The organism is Mycobacterium sp. 852013-50091_SCH5140682 (assembly GCF_001665685.1).
Taxonomy (GTDB): Bacteria; Actinomycetota; Actinomycetes; order Mycobacteriales; family Mycobacteriaceae; genus Mycobacterium.
In genome coordinates this window covers 259,830-275,982 of the sequence record NZ_LZTB01000011.1, presented here as the reverse complement: position 1 = coordinate 275,982, position 16,153 = coordinate 259,830, and the positions used below count along the sequence as shown (strand labels likewise).

Here is a 16,153-nt window from a genome sequence, read left to right as displayed (position 1 = left end):
CGTGACACCCCGCAAAGCTGTCCCGCACTCATCGGCAGCGGACTAGCGTGGACGCTGCACTTGGCAGCCGGGGAGGAAGAGGGATCGCGTTATGAGTGACGTGCCGGAGTTGGATGCGGCCGGATTGCCCGAGGAACTGAGTGCCGTCGACCAGCTCCTGCATCGAGGGGAGGCCAATCCGCGCACCCGCTCCGGAATCATGGGGGTCGAGATCCTCGACACCACCCCGGACTGGGAGCGGTTCCGCACGCGCTTCGAGAACGCGTCGCGCAAGGTGCTGCGCTTGCGACAGAAGGTGGTCATGCCGTCGCTTCCGACGGCGGCGCCACGCTGGGTGGTGGACCCGGACTTCAACCTCGACTACCACGTAAGGCGGCTGCGGGTGCCCGCCCCGGGCACGCTGCGCGATCTGTTCGACGTCGCCGAGGTGGCGATGCAGTCGCCGCTGGACATCTCCCGGCCGCTGTGGAGTGCGACGCTCGTGGAAGGCCTCGAAGGTGGCCGCGCCGCGACCATCCTGCATCTGAGCCACGCGGTGACCGACGGCGTCGGCAGCATCGAGATGTTCGCCAGCATCTACGACCTGGAACGCGACCCTGACCCCACTCCGGCTCCGCCGCTGCCCATCCCGCAGGATCTCTCGCCCAATGACCTGATGCGCCAAGGACTCAACCGCCTTCCGGGCGCCATCGCCGGCGGCGTGCTCGGGGCGCTGGGCGCGGGCGTGCGTGCCGCGACGCGGGTGGTGCGCGACCCGGTCTCCGCAGTCAGCGGCGTGGTCGATTACGCCATGTCGGGTGCACGGGTGATGGGCCCGGCGGCCGACCCGTCACCGTTGCTGCGTCGGCGCAGCCTGTCGTCGCGCACCGAGGCCATCGACATCAAATTCAGTGACCTGCACCGGGCGTCCAAGGCCGTAGGCGGCTCGATCAATGACGCGTACCTGGCCGGAATGTGCGGTGCGCTTCGGCTCTATCACGACGCGATGGGTATCCCGATCCAGAACCTGCCGATGGCGGTACCGGTGAACCTGCGCTCGGAGGATGATCCGGCAGGCGGCAACCGTTTTGCCGGGGTCAACATCGCTGCGCCCGTCGGCATCGTGGATCCGGAGCACCGCATGAAAGCGGTTCGCACCCAGATGACGAGCAAGCGCGAAGAGCGGGCCATCGACATGGTGGGCGCGATCGCCCCGGTGCTCAGCCTTCTGCCGGACAACTTCCTGGAATCGGTCGCGGGCAACGTGGTGCACTCCGACGTGCAGGCCAGCAACGTGGCGATGTACCCCGGCGATACGTTCATCGCAGGCGCAAAGATCTTGCGCCACTACGGCATCGGGCCGCTGCCCGGCGTGGCCATCATGGCCGTGCTGATTTCGCGGGGCGGCTACGTGACCGTCACGACGCGTTACGACCGCGCGTCCATCACCAACGAGCGGCTGTTCGCGCAATGCCTGCTCGACGGCTTCGACGAGGTGCTCGCGCTCGGGGGCGACGGTCGTGCCGCGCCGGCCACGTTTACTGCCGAGGCGCCTGCTCCGGCCGAAACCGCGTCGAATGGGAGCACAGCACAGTGACGTCACCAGGGCGGTCAGAAAAGTTGAAGCAGCGGCTGCCGGGCTCGTTGGCTGAAATCGAGGCGAGCCCGGAAGGTCCCGAGATCGGTGCGTTCTTCGATCTCGACGGCACGCTGGTGGCGGGGTTCACCGGGGTGCTGATGACCCAGGACCGGTTGCGGCGCGGACAGATGGGTGTGGGCGAGTTCATCGGGATGGTCCAGGCGGGCCTGAACCATCAGCTCGGACGGTCCGAATTCGAGGATCTGATCGGCAAGGGCGCCCGTATGTTGCGCGGGAATTCGATGAGCGATCTCGACGAGCTGGGGGAGCGGTTGTTCGTCCAGCATGTACGGGACCGGATCTACCCCGAGATGCGGGCCATGGTGCGGGCGCACATGGATCGCGGCCATACCGTCGTCCTCAGTTCGTCGGCGCTGACGGTTCAGGTGGAGCCCGTCGCGCAATTCCTGGGCATCGACAATGTGCTGTGCAACAAGTTCGAAACCGACGACGACAGCTTGATCACCGGTGAGGTGCAGACACCGGTCATCTGGGGTCCTGGCAAAGCTCATGCGGTACAGAAGTTTTCGGCAGAGAACGACGTTGACCTGGCGAAGAGCTACTTCTACGCCGACGGTGACGAGGATGTCGCCCTGATGTACCTGGTGGGCAATCCGCGGCCGACCAACCCGGCGGGCAAACTGGCCGCCGTTGCCGCCAAACGCGGCTGGCCGATCCTGCGGTTCAGCAGCCGCAGCGGCAGCAGCCCGGTGTCGCAGTTGCGCACCGCCGCGGGCTTCGCCTCGATGATGCCGCTGGCTGCGGGCGCCGTCAGCTGGGGCCTGCTCAACCGCAACAAGCGCAGCGGCGTCAACCTCTTCACGTCGCTGATGGGCCGGGTTCTGCTGGGCGTCACCGGCGTCAACCTCAACGTGCTGGGCAAAGAGAACCTGACCGCCAAGCGGCCTGCGGTCTTCATCTTCAACCATCGCAACCAGGCCGACCCGGTGATCGCGGGAACCTTGGTCAGCGACAACTTCACCGGGGTCGGTAAGAAGGAACTCGCCAATGACCCGCTGGTGGGAACGCTCGGCAAGGTCATGGACACCGCATTTATCGACCGGGACGACCCGGAGAAGGCGGTCGAAAGCCTGCACAAGATCGAAGAGCTTGCGCGCAAAGGACTTTCAGTCCTCATCGCACCGGAGGGCACCCGGCTGGACACGACCGAGGTGGGGCCCTTCAAGAAGGGGCCGTTCCGAATCGCGATGGCCGCAGGTATCCCGATCGTGCCGATCGTCATCCGCAACGCGGAGGTGATCGCCGCCCGCGACTCCAGCACCTTCAATCCCGGGACGGTCGACGTCGCGGTGTATCCGCCCATCCCGGTGGATGATTGGACCCTCGACGAACTGCCGGACCGCATCGCCGAGGTACGCCAGATCTTCCTCGACACCCTCAAGTCATGGCCCGATGACGAGCTGCCGAGCTTTCCGATCTACGACCGGCCCCACTCGCTCAAACCGAAGATCCGTAGCGTGCCCAAGAAATCCGGTGCGGCCGAATCTAATTCGGGTACCGGCCGGGTTGTGAAGGGTCGGCCGTGACGGCGCCCGACGACTATTTCGCCAGTTTCAGCACCGCCGACGATGCGCTGGTGCTCGCGTCGGTGTCTTCGCCGGCGGAGCTGGAACTGCTCAACGACTGGCTGCGGACGCACCGGCGCGAACATCCCGATTCCAAGATCGACGTGTTGCAGCTCCCCGCGGCCGACGAACCGGCGCCCGGTGTGCTGGCCAGCCTGGTCGAGGAGTTGGAGGCCGACGAGGACCGGCTCGTGGTGCCGGTGCGGGTGTTCTGGGTGCCCGCCGGTCTGCCCACCCGGCTCAAGGTGGTCGGGCTCATCTCGGGCCGGGACACCTACCGGCCGCCGGAGATCCTGCAGCGGCGGATCCTGCGCAAGGATCCGTCCCGCGCGCGGGTGGTGGCCGGTGAGCCGGCCAAGGTCTCCGAGCTGCACCGGCAGTGGAGTGAGCAGACGACAGCCGAAAGTCCAAGGGAATTCGCACGTTTCGTCCTGCGGCGGGCGGCGCTGGCGATCGAGCGGGTGGAGCTGCGGCTGCTGGGCCCGGAGTACAAGTCGCCGCGCCTGATCAAGCCGGAAATGTTGGCCTCGGCGCGATTCCGTGAGGGCCTGGACCAGATCCCCGGCGCCACGGTGGAAAAGGCCGGCGAGATGCTCGACGAGCTGTCCACCGGGTGGAGCCGGTTCTCGGTCGATCTGATACCCGCGCTGGGCCGGCTGTTCAGCCGCGGATTCGACCCACGCATCGACTACGACCGCGACCAGGTCGAGAAGATGCGGCACAACCTCGAAACCCACCCCGCGGTTCTGCTGTTCTCCCACCGGTCCTACATCGACGGCGGCATCGTGCCGCTGGCCATGCGGGAGAACCGGTTACCCCCGGTGCACACCTTCGCGGGCATCAACCTGTCCTTCGGGGTGATGGGTCCGCTGTTGCGTCACTCCGGGGTGATCTTCCTGCGCCGCAAGCTCGACGACCCGCTGTACAAATACGTGCTGCGACAGTTCGTCGGCTACATCGTCGAGAAGCGGTTCAATCTCAGCTGGGCCATCGAGGGCACGCGGTCTCGCACCGGAAAGATGTTGCCGCCCAAGCTCGGTCTGCTCGCTTACGTGGCCGACGCCTACCTGGACGGTCGCAGCGACGACATCCTGCTGCAGCCGGTGTCGATCAGTTTCGATCAGTTGCACGAGACCGCCGAGTACGCGGCCTACGCCCGCGGCGGCGAGAAACGGCCCGAGAGCTTCAGCTGGCTCTACGACTTCGTCAAGGCTCAGGGCGAACGCAACTACGGCAAGATCTACGTGCGGTTCCCCGAAGCGGTTTCGATGCGCCAGTACCTCGGCGAGCCGCACGGCCCCATGGTTGAGGACGAGGCCGCCAAGCGGCTGGCGATGCAGAAGATGGCCTTCGAAGTGGCTTGGCGGATCCTGCGGGTCACGCCGGTCAACGCGACGGGGCTCGTGTCGGCGCTGCTGCTCACCACCAAGGGCGTCGCGCTCACGCTCGAACAGTTGCACCACACCCTGCAGGATTCGCTGGACTACCTCGAGCGCAAGAACACCCCGGTGACCAACAGTGCGTTGCGGCTGCGGACCCTAGAGGGGGTCCGGTCGGCGGTGGACGCGTTGTCCAACGGTCACCCCGTGACTCTCGTCGACGGTGGCCGCGAGCCGGTGTGGAGGATCGCTCCGGAGAACGAACTGGAGGCGGCGTTCTATCGCAACTCGCTCATCCACGCGTTCCTCGAGACGTCGATCGTCGAACTCGCCCTCGTGCATGCCGCGCACGCCACCGACGACCCGCTGCAGGCGTTCTGGGATCAGGTCATGCGCCTGCGCGACCTGCTCAAGTTCGACTTCTACTTCGCTGATTCGGCGGCGTTCCGGGAGAACATCGCCGAGGAGATGTCCTGGCACACCCGCACGCGAGGAGGACCGGAGGGGCCCCGCACGCAAGCAGGACAAGACAGGCCGGACTGGGAAACGCATGTGTCGGCCGGTGGTGAGGAGATCTTCCAACTGCTGCGCGCCAAGCGGCCACTGATCGCCGGTGCCATGTTGCGGCCGTTTTTCGAGGCCGATGAGATCGTCGCGGACGTCCTGCGCGACGCTCCCGCCGAGATCTCCGAGAAGGAACTCACCAAGCGGGCGTTGGGGCTCGGTGCTCAGCAGGTCGCGCAAGGCCGGATCCAGAGCAACGAGGCGGTGTCGGCCCTGCTGTTCGCCACGGCACGCCAGGTGGCCGCCGACCAGAACCTGCTGACACCCGCGGCCGATCTCACCGAGCGCCGCACGGCGTTCCTGCGCGAGATCCGCGGCATCCTGGCCGACATGACCCACGTCGAACGGATCGCCCGGGATCGCTTCTTCGCCGAGGAGCGGCGTCGCCACCGGGAGCGCGCCGGTTCGGCCTAGCCCACGAAGAGTGGGCCGGGCCACGCCATACGCTGGGAACATGACTTCTCCCGGCGCGCCGGCCGCATCAGGCGTGCGCACCAATGCTGTGTGGCCCGTGCTCGTCGGCGTCGGGGTGCTGGCCGGAACCATCGCCGCCGGGATCGGAGCGCTCGCGCTGGCCGACGCGCTGACGGCGACCGGGCTGCCCAACCCCGGTCCCATCACCACCTACGGACTGCCGTTCTTTCGGGCGGCCGGCGAGATCGCCGCCGTGGTCGCGGTCGGCGGGTTCCTGTTCGCCGCGTTCCTGGTGCCGCCGCAGGCCAACGGTGTGCTCGACGTGGCCGGCTACCGCGCGTTGCGGTTGGGGTCGGCGGCTTCGGCGGTGTGGACGGTGTGCGCCGCGCTGCTGGTTCCGCTGACCGTGTCGGACGTGTCCGGTCAGCCGCTGCTCGAGCACCTCAGCCCGACCGATGTGTGGTCGGTGGCCAGCCTGATCGACACCGCAGGTGCATGGCGATGGACCGCGATCCTGGCCGCTGCGGTGACCATCGCCAGCCTGCCCGTGCTGCGCTGGGGCTGGACACCGGTATTGCTGGGCGGATCGATGCTGACGTTGGTGCCGCTGGCGCTGACCGGGCACTCATCGGCGGGTGGCGCCCACGACCTGGCCACCAACAGTCTGTTCATCCATCTCATGGCCGCCGCGCTGTGGGCGGGTGGGCTGCTGGCGCTGCTGGTGCACGCGCTGCGCGGTCAACTCGGCGAGAACACCGCTCTGGCCGCCCGTCGGTTCTCGGCCCTGGCGCTGTGGTGCTACGTCGCGATGGCGCTCAGCGGGGTGATCAACGCGCTGGTGCGCATTCAACCGGCTGATCTGGTGCGCACACCGTACGGTCTGCTGATCGTCGCCAAGATGGTGGCCCTTGGCCTGCTGGGGGTGCTCGGCTGGGCGCAGCGCCGCAGTGGGGTGGCCGCTCTGCAGGCCGACCCGGACGGCCGACGCCCCCTGATCCGGCTGGCGCTGGGCGAGGCGGCACTGTTCGGGGCGACGTTCGGGATCGCCGTCGGCCTGGGCCGCACGCCGCCGCCCCCGGAGACCAGGGTGCCCAGTGCGACGGAGGTGGCCATCGGGTACGACTTCTCCGGGCCGCCGACGGTTGCCCGGGTGCTGTTCGACTGGCGCTTCGACCTGATCTTCGGCACCGCTGCGATCATCGGCGCGGTCGTGTACCTGCTCGCGGTGCGCCGGCTGCGCAAGCGAGGAGACGCCTGGCCGGTGGGCCGGACTGCGGCGTGGCTGCTCGGCTGCGCGACGTTGCTGTTCACCACCTCGTCGGGGCTTGGCAGGTACATGCCTGCGATGTTCAGCATGCACATGATCGCGCACATGCTGCTGTCGATGCTGGTGCCGATCCTGCTCGTGCTCGGGGCGCCGGTCACCCTGGCGTTGCGCGCGTTGCCCGCCGCGGGCCGTGGGGCTGCACCGGGTCCACGCGAGTGGTTGCTGGCCGCTCTGCATTCCCCGGTATCGAAGTTCCTGACCCAGCCGGTGGTGGCGACCGTGTTGTTCGTGGCCGGGTTCTACGGCCTGTACTTCGGCGGCATCTTCGACGCGGCGGTGAGCAATCACGCCGCGCACCTGCTGATGAACGTGCACTTCCTGGTGTCGGGCTACCTCTTCTACTGGGTGGTGATCGGCGTGGACCCCACCCCGCGGCCCATCCCGCATCTGGCCAAGATGGGGATGGTGTTCGCGTCGCTACCGCTGCACGCGTTCTTCGGCGTGGTGATGATGGGCATGCAGACCGTGCTCGGCGCAACCTTCTACCGGTCCCTGCAGCTGCCCTGGCACACCGACCTGATCGGCGATCAGCACCTTGGCGGTGGAATCGCTTGGGCGGCAGGGGAAGTCCCACTGGTCATCGTGATGCTGGCGTTGCTGATCCAGTGGCGGCGCAGCGATCAGCGCACTGCCAAGCGGCTCGACCGGGCCGCCGACCGCGACGACAACGCCGAGCTGGCCGCGTACAACGCGATGCTCGCCGAGATGGCCCGTCGCGACAAGCCGGCGGACTGACGAGTTATCCCCAACCTGCATTTCATCCACAACCTTCCCTTCCGACAGCTGCCGTGGCCCGTCCTTGTCGGTGCCGCGGCGGTCAATGGCGGTGTCAGGCATCGCGGCTTTCCGGCCCCGGTGCCCACATCACCAGCGAAAGGGAATCAGCAATGTTCGAGACACCGTTCACCGTGGTCGGCAACATCGTCACCAATCCTGTCCGGCTCCGGTTCGGAGACCAGGAACTCTTCAAGTTCCGGGTCGCGAGCAACTCACGCCGCCGCGGCGCCGGCGGAACCTGGGAGCCCGGAAATTCGTTGTACGTGACGGTCAACTGCTGGGGAAACCTGGCCCGTGGGGTCAGCGCCTCGCTCGGCAAGGGTGACGCCGTAGTCGTCGTCGGGCACCTCTACACCAGTGAGTACGAGGACAAAGAAGGTGTGCGACGGTCGTCGGTGGAGGTCCGCGCCACCGCGGTCGGTCCCGACCTGTCACGGTGCAGCGCCAAGGTCGAGTTGCTGCCCAAGCCGGTCGGCACCGGCGCCGCGCCCGAGGCGGATCAGCAGGCGGCGCTGGACGGCGACGGTCCCGACACCGCCGACGATGACGTCGATGAGACGGAGGTAGCGGCGCTGGAGTCGGGGGCGCTGCCACTGTCGGCTTGACGTCGCTCGGTCACGCCTAGGATGGGCGCGGGTGACAGGACTTGTGCTTCCCCCGCGCGGGCCTCGTCAGAAAGACTGGACAGCTTCAGAAAGGCACATCACGGCATGGCCGAATTCATCTACACGATGCGGAAGGTCCGCAAGGCGCACGGCGACAAGGTCATCCTCGACGACGTCACGCTGAATTTCCTTCCGGGCGCGAAGATCGGTGTCGTCGGTCCCAACGGGGCGGGCAAGTCGAGCGTCTTGCGGATCATGGCCGGGCTCGACCAGGCGAACAACGGTGACGCGATGCTGGCCCCCGGCGCCACGGTCGGCATTTTGATGCAGGAGCCGCAGCTCGACGAAACCAAGACCGTCCGCGAGAACGTCGAAGCCGGCGTGGCGATCAAGGCCAAGCTCAACCGGTACAACGAGGTGGCCGAGCTCATGGCCACCGATTACACCGACGAGCTCATGGAAGAGATGGGCCACCTGCAGGAGGAGCTGGACGCGGCCGACGCCTGGGACATCGACTCCCAGCTCGAGCAGGCGATGGATGCGCTGCGCTGCCCGCCGGCCGACGAACCCGTGACGCACCTCTCCGGTGGTGAGCGCCGCCGCGTCGCCCTGTGCAAGCTGCTGCTGTCCAAGCCTGATCTGCTGCTGCTCGATGAGCCCACCAACCACCTCGACGCCGAGAGCGTGCTGTGGTTGGAGCAGCACCTGGCCGCCTACAAGGGCGCCATCCTGGCCGTCACCCACGACCGGTACTTCCTGGACAACGTCGCCGAGTGGATCCTCGAACTCGACCGCGGCCGGGCCTACCCGTACGAGGGCAACTACTCGACCTACCTGGAGAAGAAGGCCGAGCGCCTCGAGGTCCAGGGCAAGAAGGACCAGAAGCTGCAGAAGCGGCTCAAGGACGAACTGGCATGGGTCCGCTCGGGTGCCAAGGCGCGTCAGGCCAAGAACAAGGCCCGGCTCGGCCGGTACGAGGAGATGGTCGCGGAGGCCGAGAAGACGCGGAAGCTCGACTTCGAGGAGATCCAGATCCCGACGCCACCGCGACTGGGCAATGTGGTGGTGGAGGTGGAGCACCTCGACAAGGGCTTCGACGGCCGCCAGCTGATCAAGGATCTGTCGTTCACCTTGCCGCGCAACGGCATTGTCGGCGTGATCGGGCCCAACGGCGTCGGCAAGACCACACTGTTCAAGACCATCGTCGGCCTGGAACAGCCGGACAGCGGCACGGTCAGGGTTGGTGACACGGTCAAGCTGTCGTACGTCGACCAGAGCCGTGCGGGGATCGACCCGAAGAAGACGGTGTGGGAGGTCGTCTCCGACAAGCTCGACTACATCGAGGTCGGCCAGAATGAGATCCCGTCGCGGGCCTACGTGTCGGCGTTCGGCTTCAAGGGCCCCGATCAGCAGAAGCCGGCAGGCGTGCTCTCCGGCGGTGAACGCAACCGCCTGAACCTGGCGCTGACCCTCAAAGAGGGCGGCAACCTGATTCTGCTCGACGAGCCGACCAACGACCTCGACGTGGAGACCCTGTCGTCGCTGGAGAATGCGCTGGAGAACTTCCCCGGCTGCGCGGTGGTCATCTCGCACGACCGGTGGTTCCTCGACCGCACCTGCACGCACATCCTCGCGTGGGAAGGTGACGACGACAACGACGCGAAGTGGTTCTGGTTCGAGGGCAACTTCGGCGCCTACGAGGAGAACAAGATCGACCGGCTCGGCGCCGAAGCGGCTCGCCCGCACCGGGTCACGCATCGCCGCCTCACCCGCGACTGACCAGTAGGCGGGATAGTTCGCGAGGATCAAACACAGCAAGTCGGGGTACGACTAATGTCGCTGCTACGCACCAGTGCCGGTGTGTGGGCGTGAGTCAGGAGTATTCGGTATGACGGCATGGCCGCAATCTCAGGGGCAACAGACGAAAAGCGTCCCAGGAGGTCCGGAGCCAACGCCCGATATCACGCAACGCCTTGCGGTAGCCCTGCTGTCCACCTACCGGGGGCCGCAGGCTGACGCGCCGGGCGCCACCACGACCGGGCCGATCGCGCTCAGCGCGCCCGATCGGCTCGTGTCGGGTGGCGCCGTCGCGGCCCACTACCGGTTGGGCGCCCGGCGCGCACCCGGCGAGACCAACGTCGCGGTCTACCCGGGCGATGCGGAGACCGGACCCGCTCTGCAGATCGTCACCGATCAGGCGCCGATGCTGGTCGATTCGGTGACGGTGCTGCTGCACCGTCTCGGCGTCGCCTACAGCGCCATGATGAACCCGGTGTTCCGGGTCCGCCGGGACGCCGACGGGCAGTTGCAGGACATCAGGCCGGTCGCCGATGCAGTACCCGGAGACGGCGTCGACGAATGCTGGATCCTCATCCCCGTCAATGGCGCGGCCGCCGGCGGTGCTCTCACCGAGGCCACGCGCCTGGTGCCGGGCATCCTGGCCGACGCCCGACAGATCGGCCTGGACACCGGTGCCATGGCCGCCGCGCTGCACGGTCTGGCCAACGACCTCGCCACCGATGTCGAAGGGCATTTTCCCAACGCCGACCGCAAGGACGTGGCGGCGTTGTTGCGCTGGCTGGCCGACGGGCACTTCGCGCTCCTGGGCTACCAGCAGTGCGCGGTCGGAGACGGCCAGGCCGTCGTCGACCCGGCGAGCCGGCTGGGTGTCCTGCGGCTGCGGCAGGACGTGCTGCCGCCGCTGACCAATCCGGACGATCTGCTGGTGCTGGCCCAGGCGACCATGACGAGCTACCTGCGCTACGGCGCCTATCCGTACCTGGTGGTGGTCCGGGAAAGCGGCAGCCCTGCCGGTGCGATCGAACACCGTTTCGTCGGTCTGTTCACCATCGCGGCCATGAACGCCAATGTGCTTGAGATCCCGCTGGTCTCACGGCGCGCAGAAGAAGCCTTGGCGATGGCTCACCGCGACCCGAGCCATCCGGGGCAGCTGCTGCGCGACATCATCCAGACCATTCCGCGCCCCGAGCTGTTCGCCCTGAGCTCCAAAGAGCTGCTCGAAATGGCCATGGCCGTCGTCGATCTGGGCTCCCGCCGGCGCACCCTGCTGTTTCTGCGCGCCGATCAGCTGGCGCATTTCGTCTCGTGCCTGGTGTACCTGCCGCGTGATCGCTACACCACTGCGGTCCGCCTGGAGATGCAGGACATCCTGGTCCGCGAGCTCGGCGGGGTGAGCATCGACTACTCCGCGCGGGTCAGTGAATCCCCTTGGGCGGTAGTTCATTTCACCGTCAGGCTGCCCGACGGTGAGCGTGCGCACCGCGTCGACACCTCGATCGAGAACGAGTCTCGGATCCAGAATCTGCTGACCGAGGCGACCCGTAACTGGGGTGACCGGCTGATCAGTTCGGCCAAGGGCCTCAACCCCGCCGCTGTCGAGCACTACGCCACCGCCTTCCCGCAGGACTACAAGCAGGCCGTCACGCCGGCCGATGCCGTCGCCGACATCGCGATCATCGAAGAGCTGCAGGATAATTCCGTCAAGCTGGTGTTCAGCGAAGGCGAAGACCGCATCGCCCAGCTGACCTGGTACCTCGGTGGGCATTCGGCATCGCTGAGCGAGCTGCTGCCGATGCTGCAGTCCATGGGCGTCGTCGTGCTCGAGGAACGGCCGTACACCGTTACCCGCGCGGACGGTTTGCCAGTCTGGATCTACCAGTTCAAGGTCTCGCGGCTACGCAACATGCCCGATGCGCCCGACGCCGAAGCCCGGGCGGCCACCGCGCAGCGCTTCGCCGACGCCGTCACCGCCATCTGGCAGGGCAACGCCGAGATCGACCGGTTCAACCAGCTGGTGCTGCGCGCCGGGCTCACCTGGCAGCAGGTGGTCATCCTGCGCGCGTACGCGAAGTACCTGCGGCAGGCCGGATTCCCCTACAGCCAGAACCACATCGAGTCGGTGCTCAACGACAACCCGCACACCGCGCGGTCACTCGTCGAGCTGTTCGAGGCACTGTTCACTCCGCCCGGCACTGAACGCGACGCCGCAGCGCCCCGCGACGCCCAAAGCGCGGCCGCGGCAGTCGCTGCCGACATCGATGCTCTGGTCAGCCTCGACACCGACCGGGTGCTGCGCGCGTTCGCCAGCCTGATCCAGGCCACCCTGCGCACCAACTACTTTGTGCAGCGGCCTGATTCAGCGCGTCAGCGCGGCGTGGTGGCGATGAAGCTCAACCCCGGGTTGATCAACGAGTTGCCGTTGCCCCGGCCGAAATTCGAGATCTTCGTGTACTCGCCCCGCGTCGAGGGCGTGCACCTACGGTTCGGATTCGTGGCCCGCGGCGGGCTGCGCTGGTCGGATCGCCGGGAGGACTTCCGCACCGAGATCCTCGGCCTGGTCAAGGCGCAGGCGGTCAAGAACGCCGTCATCGTGCCGGTCGGGGCCAAGGGCGGGTTCGTCGTCAAGCAACCGCCGGAGCCCACCGGCGACCCCGCGGTCGACCGCGACGCGACGCGGGCCGAAGGCGTGGCCTGCTACCAGCTGTTCATCTCCGGCCTGCTCGATGTCACCGACAACGTCGACAAGGCGACCGGTGCGGTCGTGACCCCGCCGGACGTCGTGCGCCGGGACGGTGAGGACGCCTACCTGGTGGTGGCGGCAGACAAGGGCACCGCGACGTTCTCCGACATCGCCAACGAGGTCGCCAAGTCATACGGTTTCTGGCTGGGTGACGCGTTCGCGTCGGGCGGCTCGATCGGTTACGACCACAAGGCGATGGGCATCACCGCCAAGGGTGCCTGGGAATCGGTCAAGCGCCACTTCCGTGAAATGGGCGTCGACACTCAGACGCAAGATTTCACAGTCGTCGGCGTCGGAGACATGAGCGGTGACGTGTTCGGCAACGGAATGCTGCTGTCCCAACACATTCGGTTGGTCGCGGCGTTCGATCACCGGCACATCTTCCTCGATCCCAACCCCGATGCCGCGACGTCGTGGGCCGAGCGCAGCCGCATGTTCCAGCTGCCGCGGTCGAGCTGGGACGACTACGACAAGTCGCTCATCAGCGAGGGCGGCGGCGTGTTCAGCCGCGATCAGAAGTCGATCCCGATCAGTCCGCAGGTGCGCGCCGCGCTGGGCATCGAGGGCGACGTCGACGAGTTGACGCCGCCTGCGTTGATGAAGGCCATTCTCAAGGCCCCGGTGGACCTGCTGTGGAACGGCGGCATCGGCACCTACGTCAAGGCTGAGACCGAAGCCGACGCCGACGTCGGCGACCGGGCCAACGACATGATCCGGGTGTGCGGAAACCAGGTGCGGGCCAAGGTGATCGGCGAGGGCGGCAACCTCGGCGTGACGTCGCTGGGCCGTATCGAGTTCGATCTGGCCGGTGGCCGGATCAACACCGACGCGCTGGACAACTCCGCCGGGGTGGACTGCTCCGACCACGAGGTCAACATCAAGATCCTGATCGACTCGCTGGTCACCGCGGGCCGGGTCAGCGCCGAGGAGCGCACCGGCCTGCTGTTGTCGATGACCGACGAGGTCGGTGAACTCGTGCTGGGCGACAACCGTGACCAGAACGATCTGATGGGCACCAGCAGGGCCAACTCGGCGAGCATGCTCTCGGTGCACGCCCGCATGATCAAGGACTTCGTGGCCGATCGTGGGCTCAACCGGGAGTTGGAGGCGCTGCCGTCGGAGAAGGAGATCCGGCGTCGTACCGAAGCTGGAATCGGGCTCACCTCACCGGAATTGGCCACGCTGATGGCACACGTCAAGTTGGCTCTCAAAGAGGACGTGCTCGCCAGTGACCTGCCTGACCAGGAGGTGTTCGCCTCCCGGCTGCCGCGGTACTTCCCGGCCAGGTTGCGCGACGAGTTCCACACTGAGATCCGATCGCATCAGCTGCGCCGCGAGATCATCACCACCATGCTGGTCAACGATCTGGTCGACACCAGCGGCATCAGCTACGCCTACCGCATCACCGAGGACGTCGGGGTCGGGCCGGTCGATGCGGCACGCAGCTACGTCGCCACCAATGCGATCTTCCGGATCGGCGACGTCTGGCGCCAGATCCGCGCGGCCGGTGAGCAGGGCGTCGCGGTCGCGGTGACCGACCGGATGACACTCGATATGCGCCGACTGGTCGACCGGGCCGGCCGATGGCTGCTGAACTACCGGCCCCAGCCGCTGGCCGTCGGCGCGGAGATCAACCGGTTCGCCGACAAGGTCGCGACGCTGACGCCGCGCATAGGGGAGTGGCTGCGCGGTGCCGATAAGGCCATCGTCAACAAGGAGGCCGGTGAGCTCGTCTCGCACGGAGTCTCCCCAGAGCTGGCCTATCTGGTGTCCACCGGGCTGTACCAGTACAGCCTGCTCGACGTGATCGACATCGCCGACATCATCGAGCGGGACCCGGTCGAGGTGGCCGACGCCTACTTCGCGTTGATGGACCACCTCGGCGCCGACGGGCTGCTCACGGCGGTGTCGATGCTGGGTCGGGACGACCGGTGGCATTCGTTGGCGCGGTTGGCTATTCGCGATGACATCTACGGGTCGGTGCGGGCGTTGTGCTTCGACGTGATGGCGGTCGGCGAACCGGACGAGACCGGTGAGCAGAAGATCGCCGAATGGGAGCTGACCAACAGTTCCAGGGTGGCCCGTGCCCGACGGACACTGGGCGAGATCTACGAGGGCGAGTTGCAGGACCTCGCGACGCTGTCGGTGGCGGCGCGTCAGATCCGCAGCATGACGAGGACGAGTGGGACGGGAACAACCGGGTGACAGCGGGCTTTACAACGCCGGTGCATGTGCGCTGGTCGGATATCGACATGTACCAGCACATCAATCACGCCACCATGGTGACCATCCTCGAAGAGGCACGGATCCCGTTCCTGCGTGAGCCGTTCGGCGCCGAGATCACCACGATCGGTCTGCTGATCGCCGAGGTCAACATCGTCTACAAGGGGCAACTGCGGTTGGTGGATTCGCCACTGCAGGTCACGATGTGGTCCAAGCGGGTACGTGCTGTGGACTTCACCGTGGGGTACGAGGTGCGCCCCGTGCACGCCGATCCCGACTGCAAGCCGTCGGTGATCGCCGAGACTCAGCTGGCTGCCGTCCATATCGAAGAGCAACGGCTGCAACGTCTTTCGTCCGAGCAGCGGGCGTATCTGGAGCGCTATCTGCGATGACCGATCCGGAACGCGGCCTATGGATCGACGATCCGCACCAGCGCGACGACTTCGCGACGTTCATCGACCGGGTGCTGCGGCTCGACGATGCGGCGGTGGTGCGGTTGCGGGTCAGGGACGGTGCCGGTGAGCAGGTAGTAGCTTGGGTCGCAACGGGATTCGATGTACTGGCCAGCCGGGTGTTCTCCGCGCGGCTTCGCCCCGGTGATCTGTCCGCCGGTGCCGACGCGCTACGTGCCGGGCTCTCGGTATCGCACGGTGGCTACATCGACACCGGGATGCCGATGGATTCGGCCTGGCGTGGGGGACTGCCGCCGGAGACCGGGTTCGTCCACGTGGACGATGTTCCCGCGCGGGTGATGCTCGATCTGGCGGAGCAGGGGACGACGCTGGCCAAGGAACACGGTGGCGCGCACGGCCCGCCGACGTCACTGCTCGATCAGGATGTGGTGGTGGTCAGCTCCGATGACTTGTCTGTCGGTGTCCCGATGCGCTGCGTATTTGCTTTGACGGCAATGGGTTTCCTGCCGCAATCGGGTGAGTCGCTCAGCGCTGGGGAGATCGTGCGGGTGCGTGCGCACGCCGCGTGGCTGCGCATCGACGCCAGGTTCGGCTCGGTGTACCGCAGACGCGGCGCCCCCGCTCTGGTTCTGGGCTAGTCCCTCTCGCGAGCAGTCGCGGCGGTACCGCAATCACGGCGTGTCGCGGACCTTTATGTCTGCTCGCGG

The 16,153-nt window shown here is 67.0% G+C and carries 9 protein-coding genes; all 9 read left to right on the top strand.

Annotated features, from left to right (window positions below):
• The first annotated feature begins 91 nt into the window (after positions 1-91).
• The 9 genes from A5784_RS04730 to A5784_RS04690 all read left to right on the top strand — a co-directional run bounded on the left by A5784_RS04730 (position 92) and on the right by A5784_RS04690 (position 16,084).
• Positions 92-1,576 carry a wax ester/triacylglycerol synthase family O-acyltransferase gene (locus A5784_RS04730; RefSeq protein ID WP_064942773.1) on the top strand — a complete coding sequence of 495 codons (1,485 nt, stop codon included), beginning with the start codon at positions 92-94 and terminating at the stop codon, positions 1,574-1,576.
• Entirely contained in the window at positions 1,573-3,165 is a 1,593-nt protein-coding gene (locus A5784_RS04725) for an HAD-IB family hydrolase/lysophospholipid acyltransferase family protein (RefSeq protein ID WP_064942771.1), read from the top strand. The genes A5784_RS04730 and A5784_RS04725 overlap by 4 nt, the downstream gene beginning before the upstream one ends.
• Positions 3,162-5,561, top strand: a complete 2,400-nt coding sequence (locus A5784_RS04720) for a glycerol-3-phosphate 1-O-acyltransferase (protein ID WP_064942769.1) — start codon at positions 3,162-3,164, stop codon at positions 5,559-5,561. Before A5784_RS04725 ends, A5784_RS04720 begins: the two co-directional genes overlap by 4 nt.
• 40 nt (positions 5,562-5,601) lie before the next feature.
• A complete protein-coding gene (locus A5784_RS04715; protein WP_064942767.1) occupies positions 5,602-7,623 on the top strand; it encodes a bifunctional copper resistance protein CopD/cytochrome c oxidase assembly protein in 2,022 nt (673 codons plus the stop codon).
• Between the two features lie 152 nt (positions 7,624-7,775).
• Positions 7,776-8,270: a single-stranded DNA-binding protein gene (locus tag A5784_RS04710; protein WP_064942765.1), complete on the top strand. Its 495-nt coding sequence runs from the start codon at positions 7,776-7,778 to the stop codon at positions 8,268-8,270.
• Positions 8,271-8,375: 105 nt separating this feature from the next.
• Positions 8,376-10,049: an energy-dependent translational throttle protein EttA gene (ettA, locus tag A5784_RS04705; protein WP_064942763.1), complete on the top strand. Its 1,674-nt coding sequence runs from the start codon at positions 8,376-8,378 to the stop codon at positions 10,047-10,049.
• A gap of 109 nt (positions 10,050-10,158) precedes the next feature.
• Positions 10,159-15,015 carry an NAD-glutamate dehydrogenase gene (locus A5784_RS04700; RefSeq protein WP_502687490.1) on the top strand — a complete coding sequence of 1,619 codons (4,857 nt, stop codon included), beginning with the start codon at positions 10,159-10,161 and terminating at the stop codon, positions 15,013-15,015.
• Complete coding sequence (locus A5784_RS04695; protein WP_156750367.1) at positions 15,012-15,425, top strand: acyl-CoA thioesterase; 414 nt, start codon at positions 15,012-15,014, stop codon at positions 15,423-15,425. Before A5784_RS04700 ends, A5784_RS04695 begins: the two co-directional genes overlap by 4 nt.
• Complete coding sequence (locus A5784_RS04690) at positions 15,422-16,084, top strand: DUF8185 domain-containing protein (RefSeq protein ID WP_064942759.1); 663 nt, start codon at positions 15,422-15,424, stop codon at positions 16,082-16,084. Before A5784_RS04695 ends, A5784_RS04690 begins: the two co-directional genes overlap by 4 nt.
• The last annotated feature ends 69 nt before the right edge of the window (positions 16,085-16,153 follow it).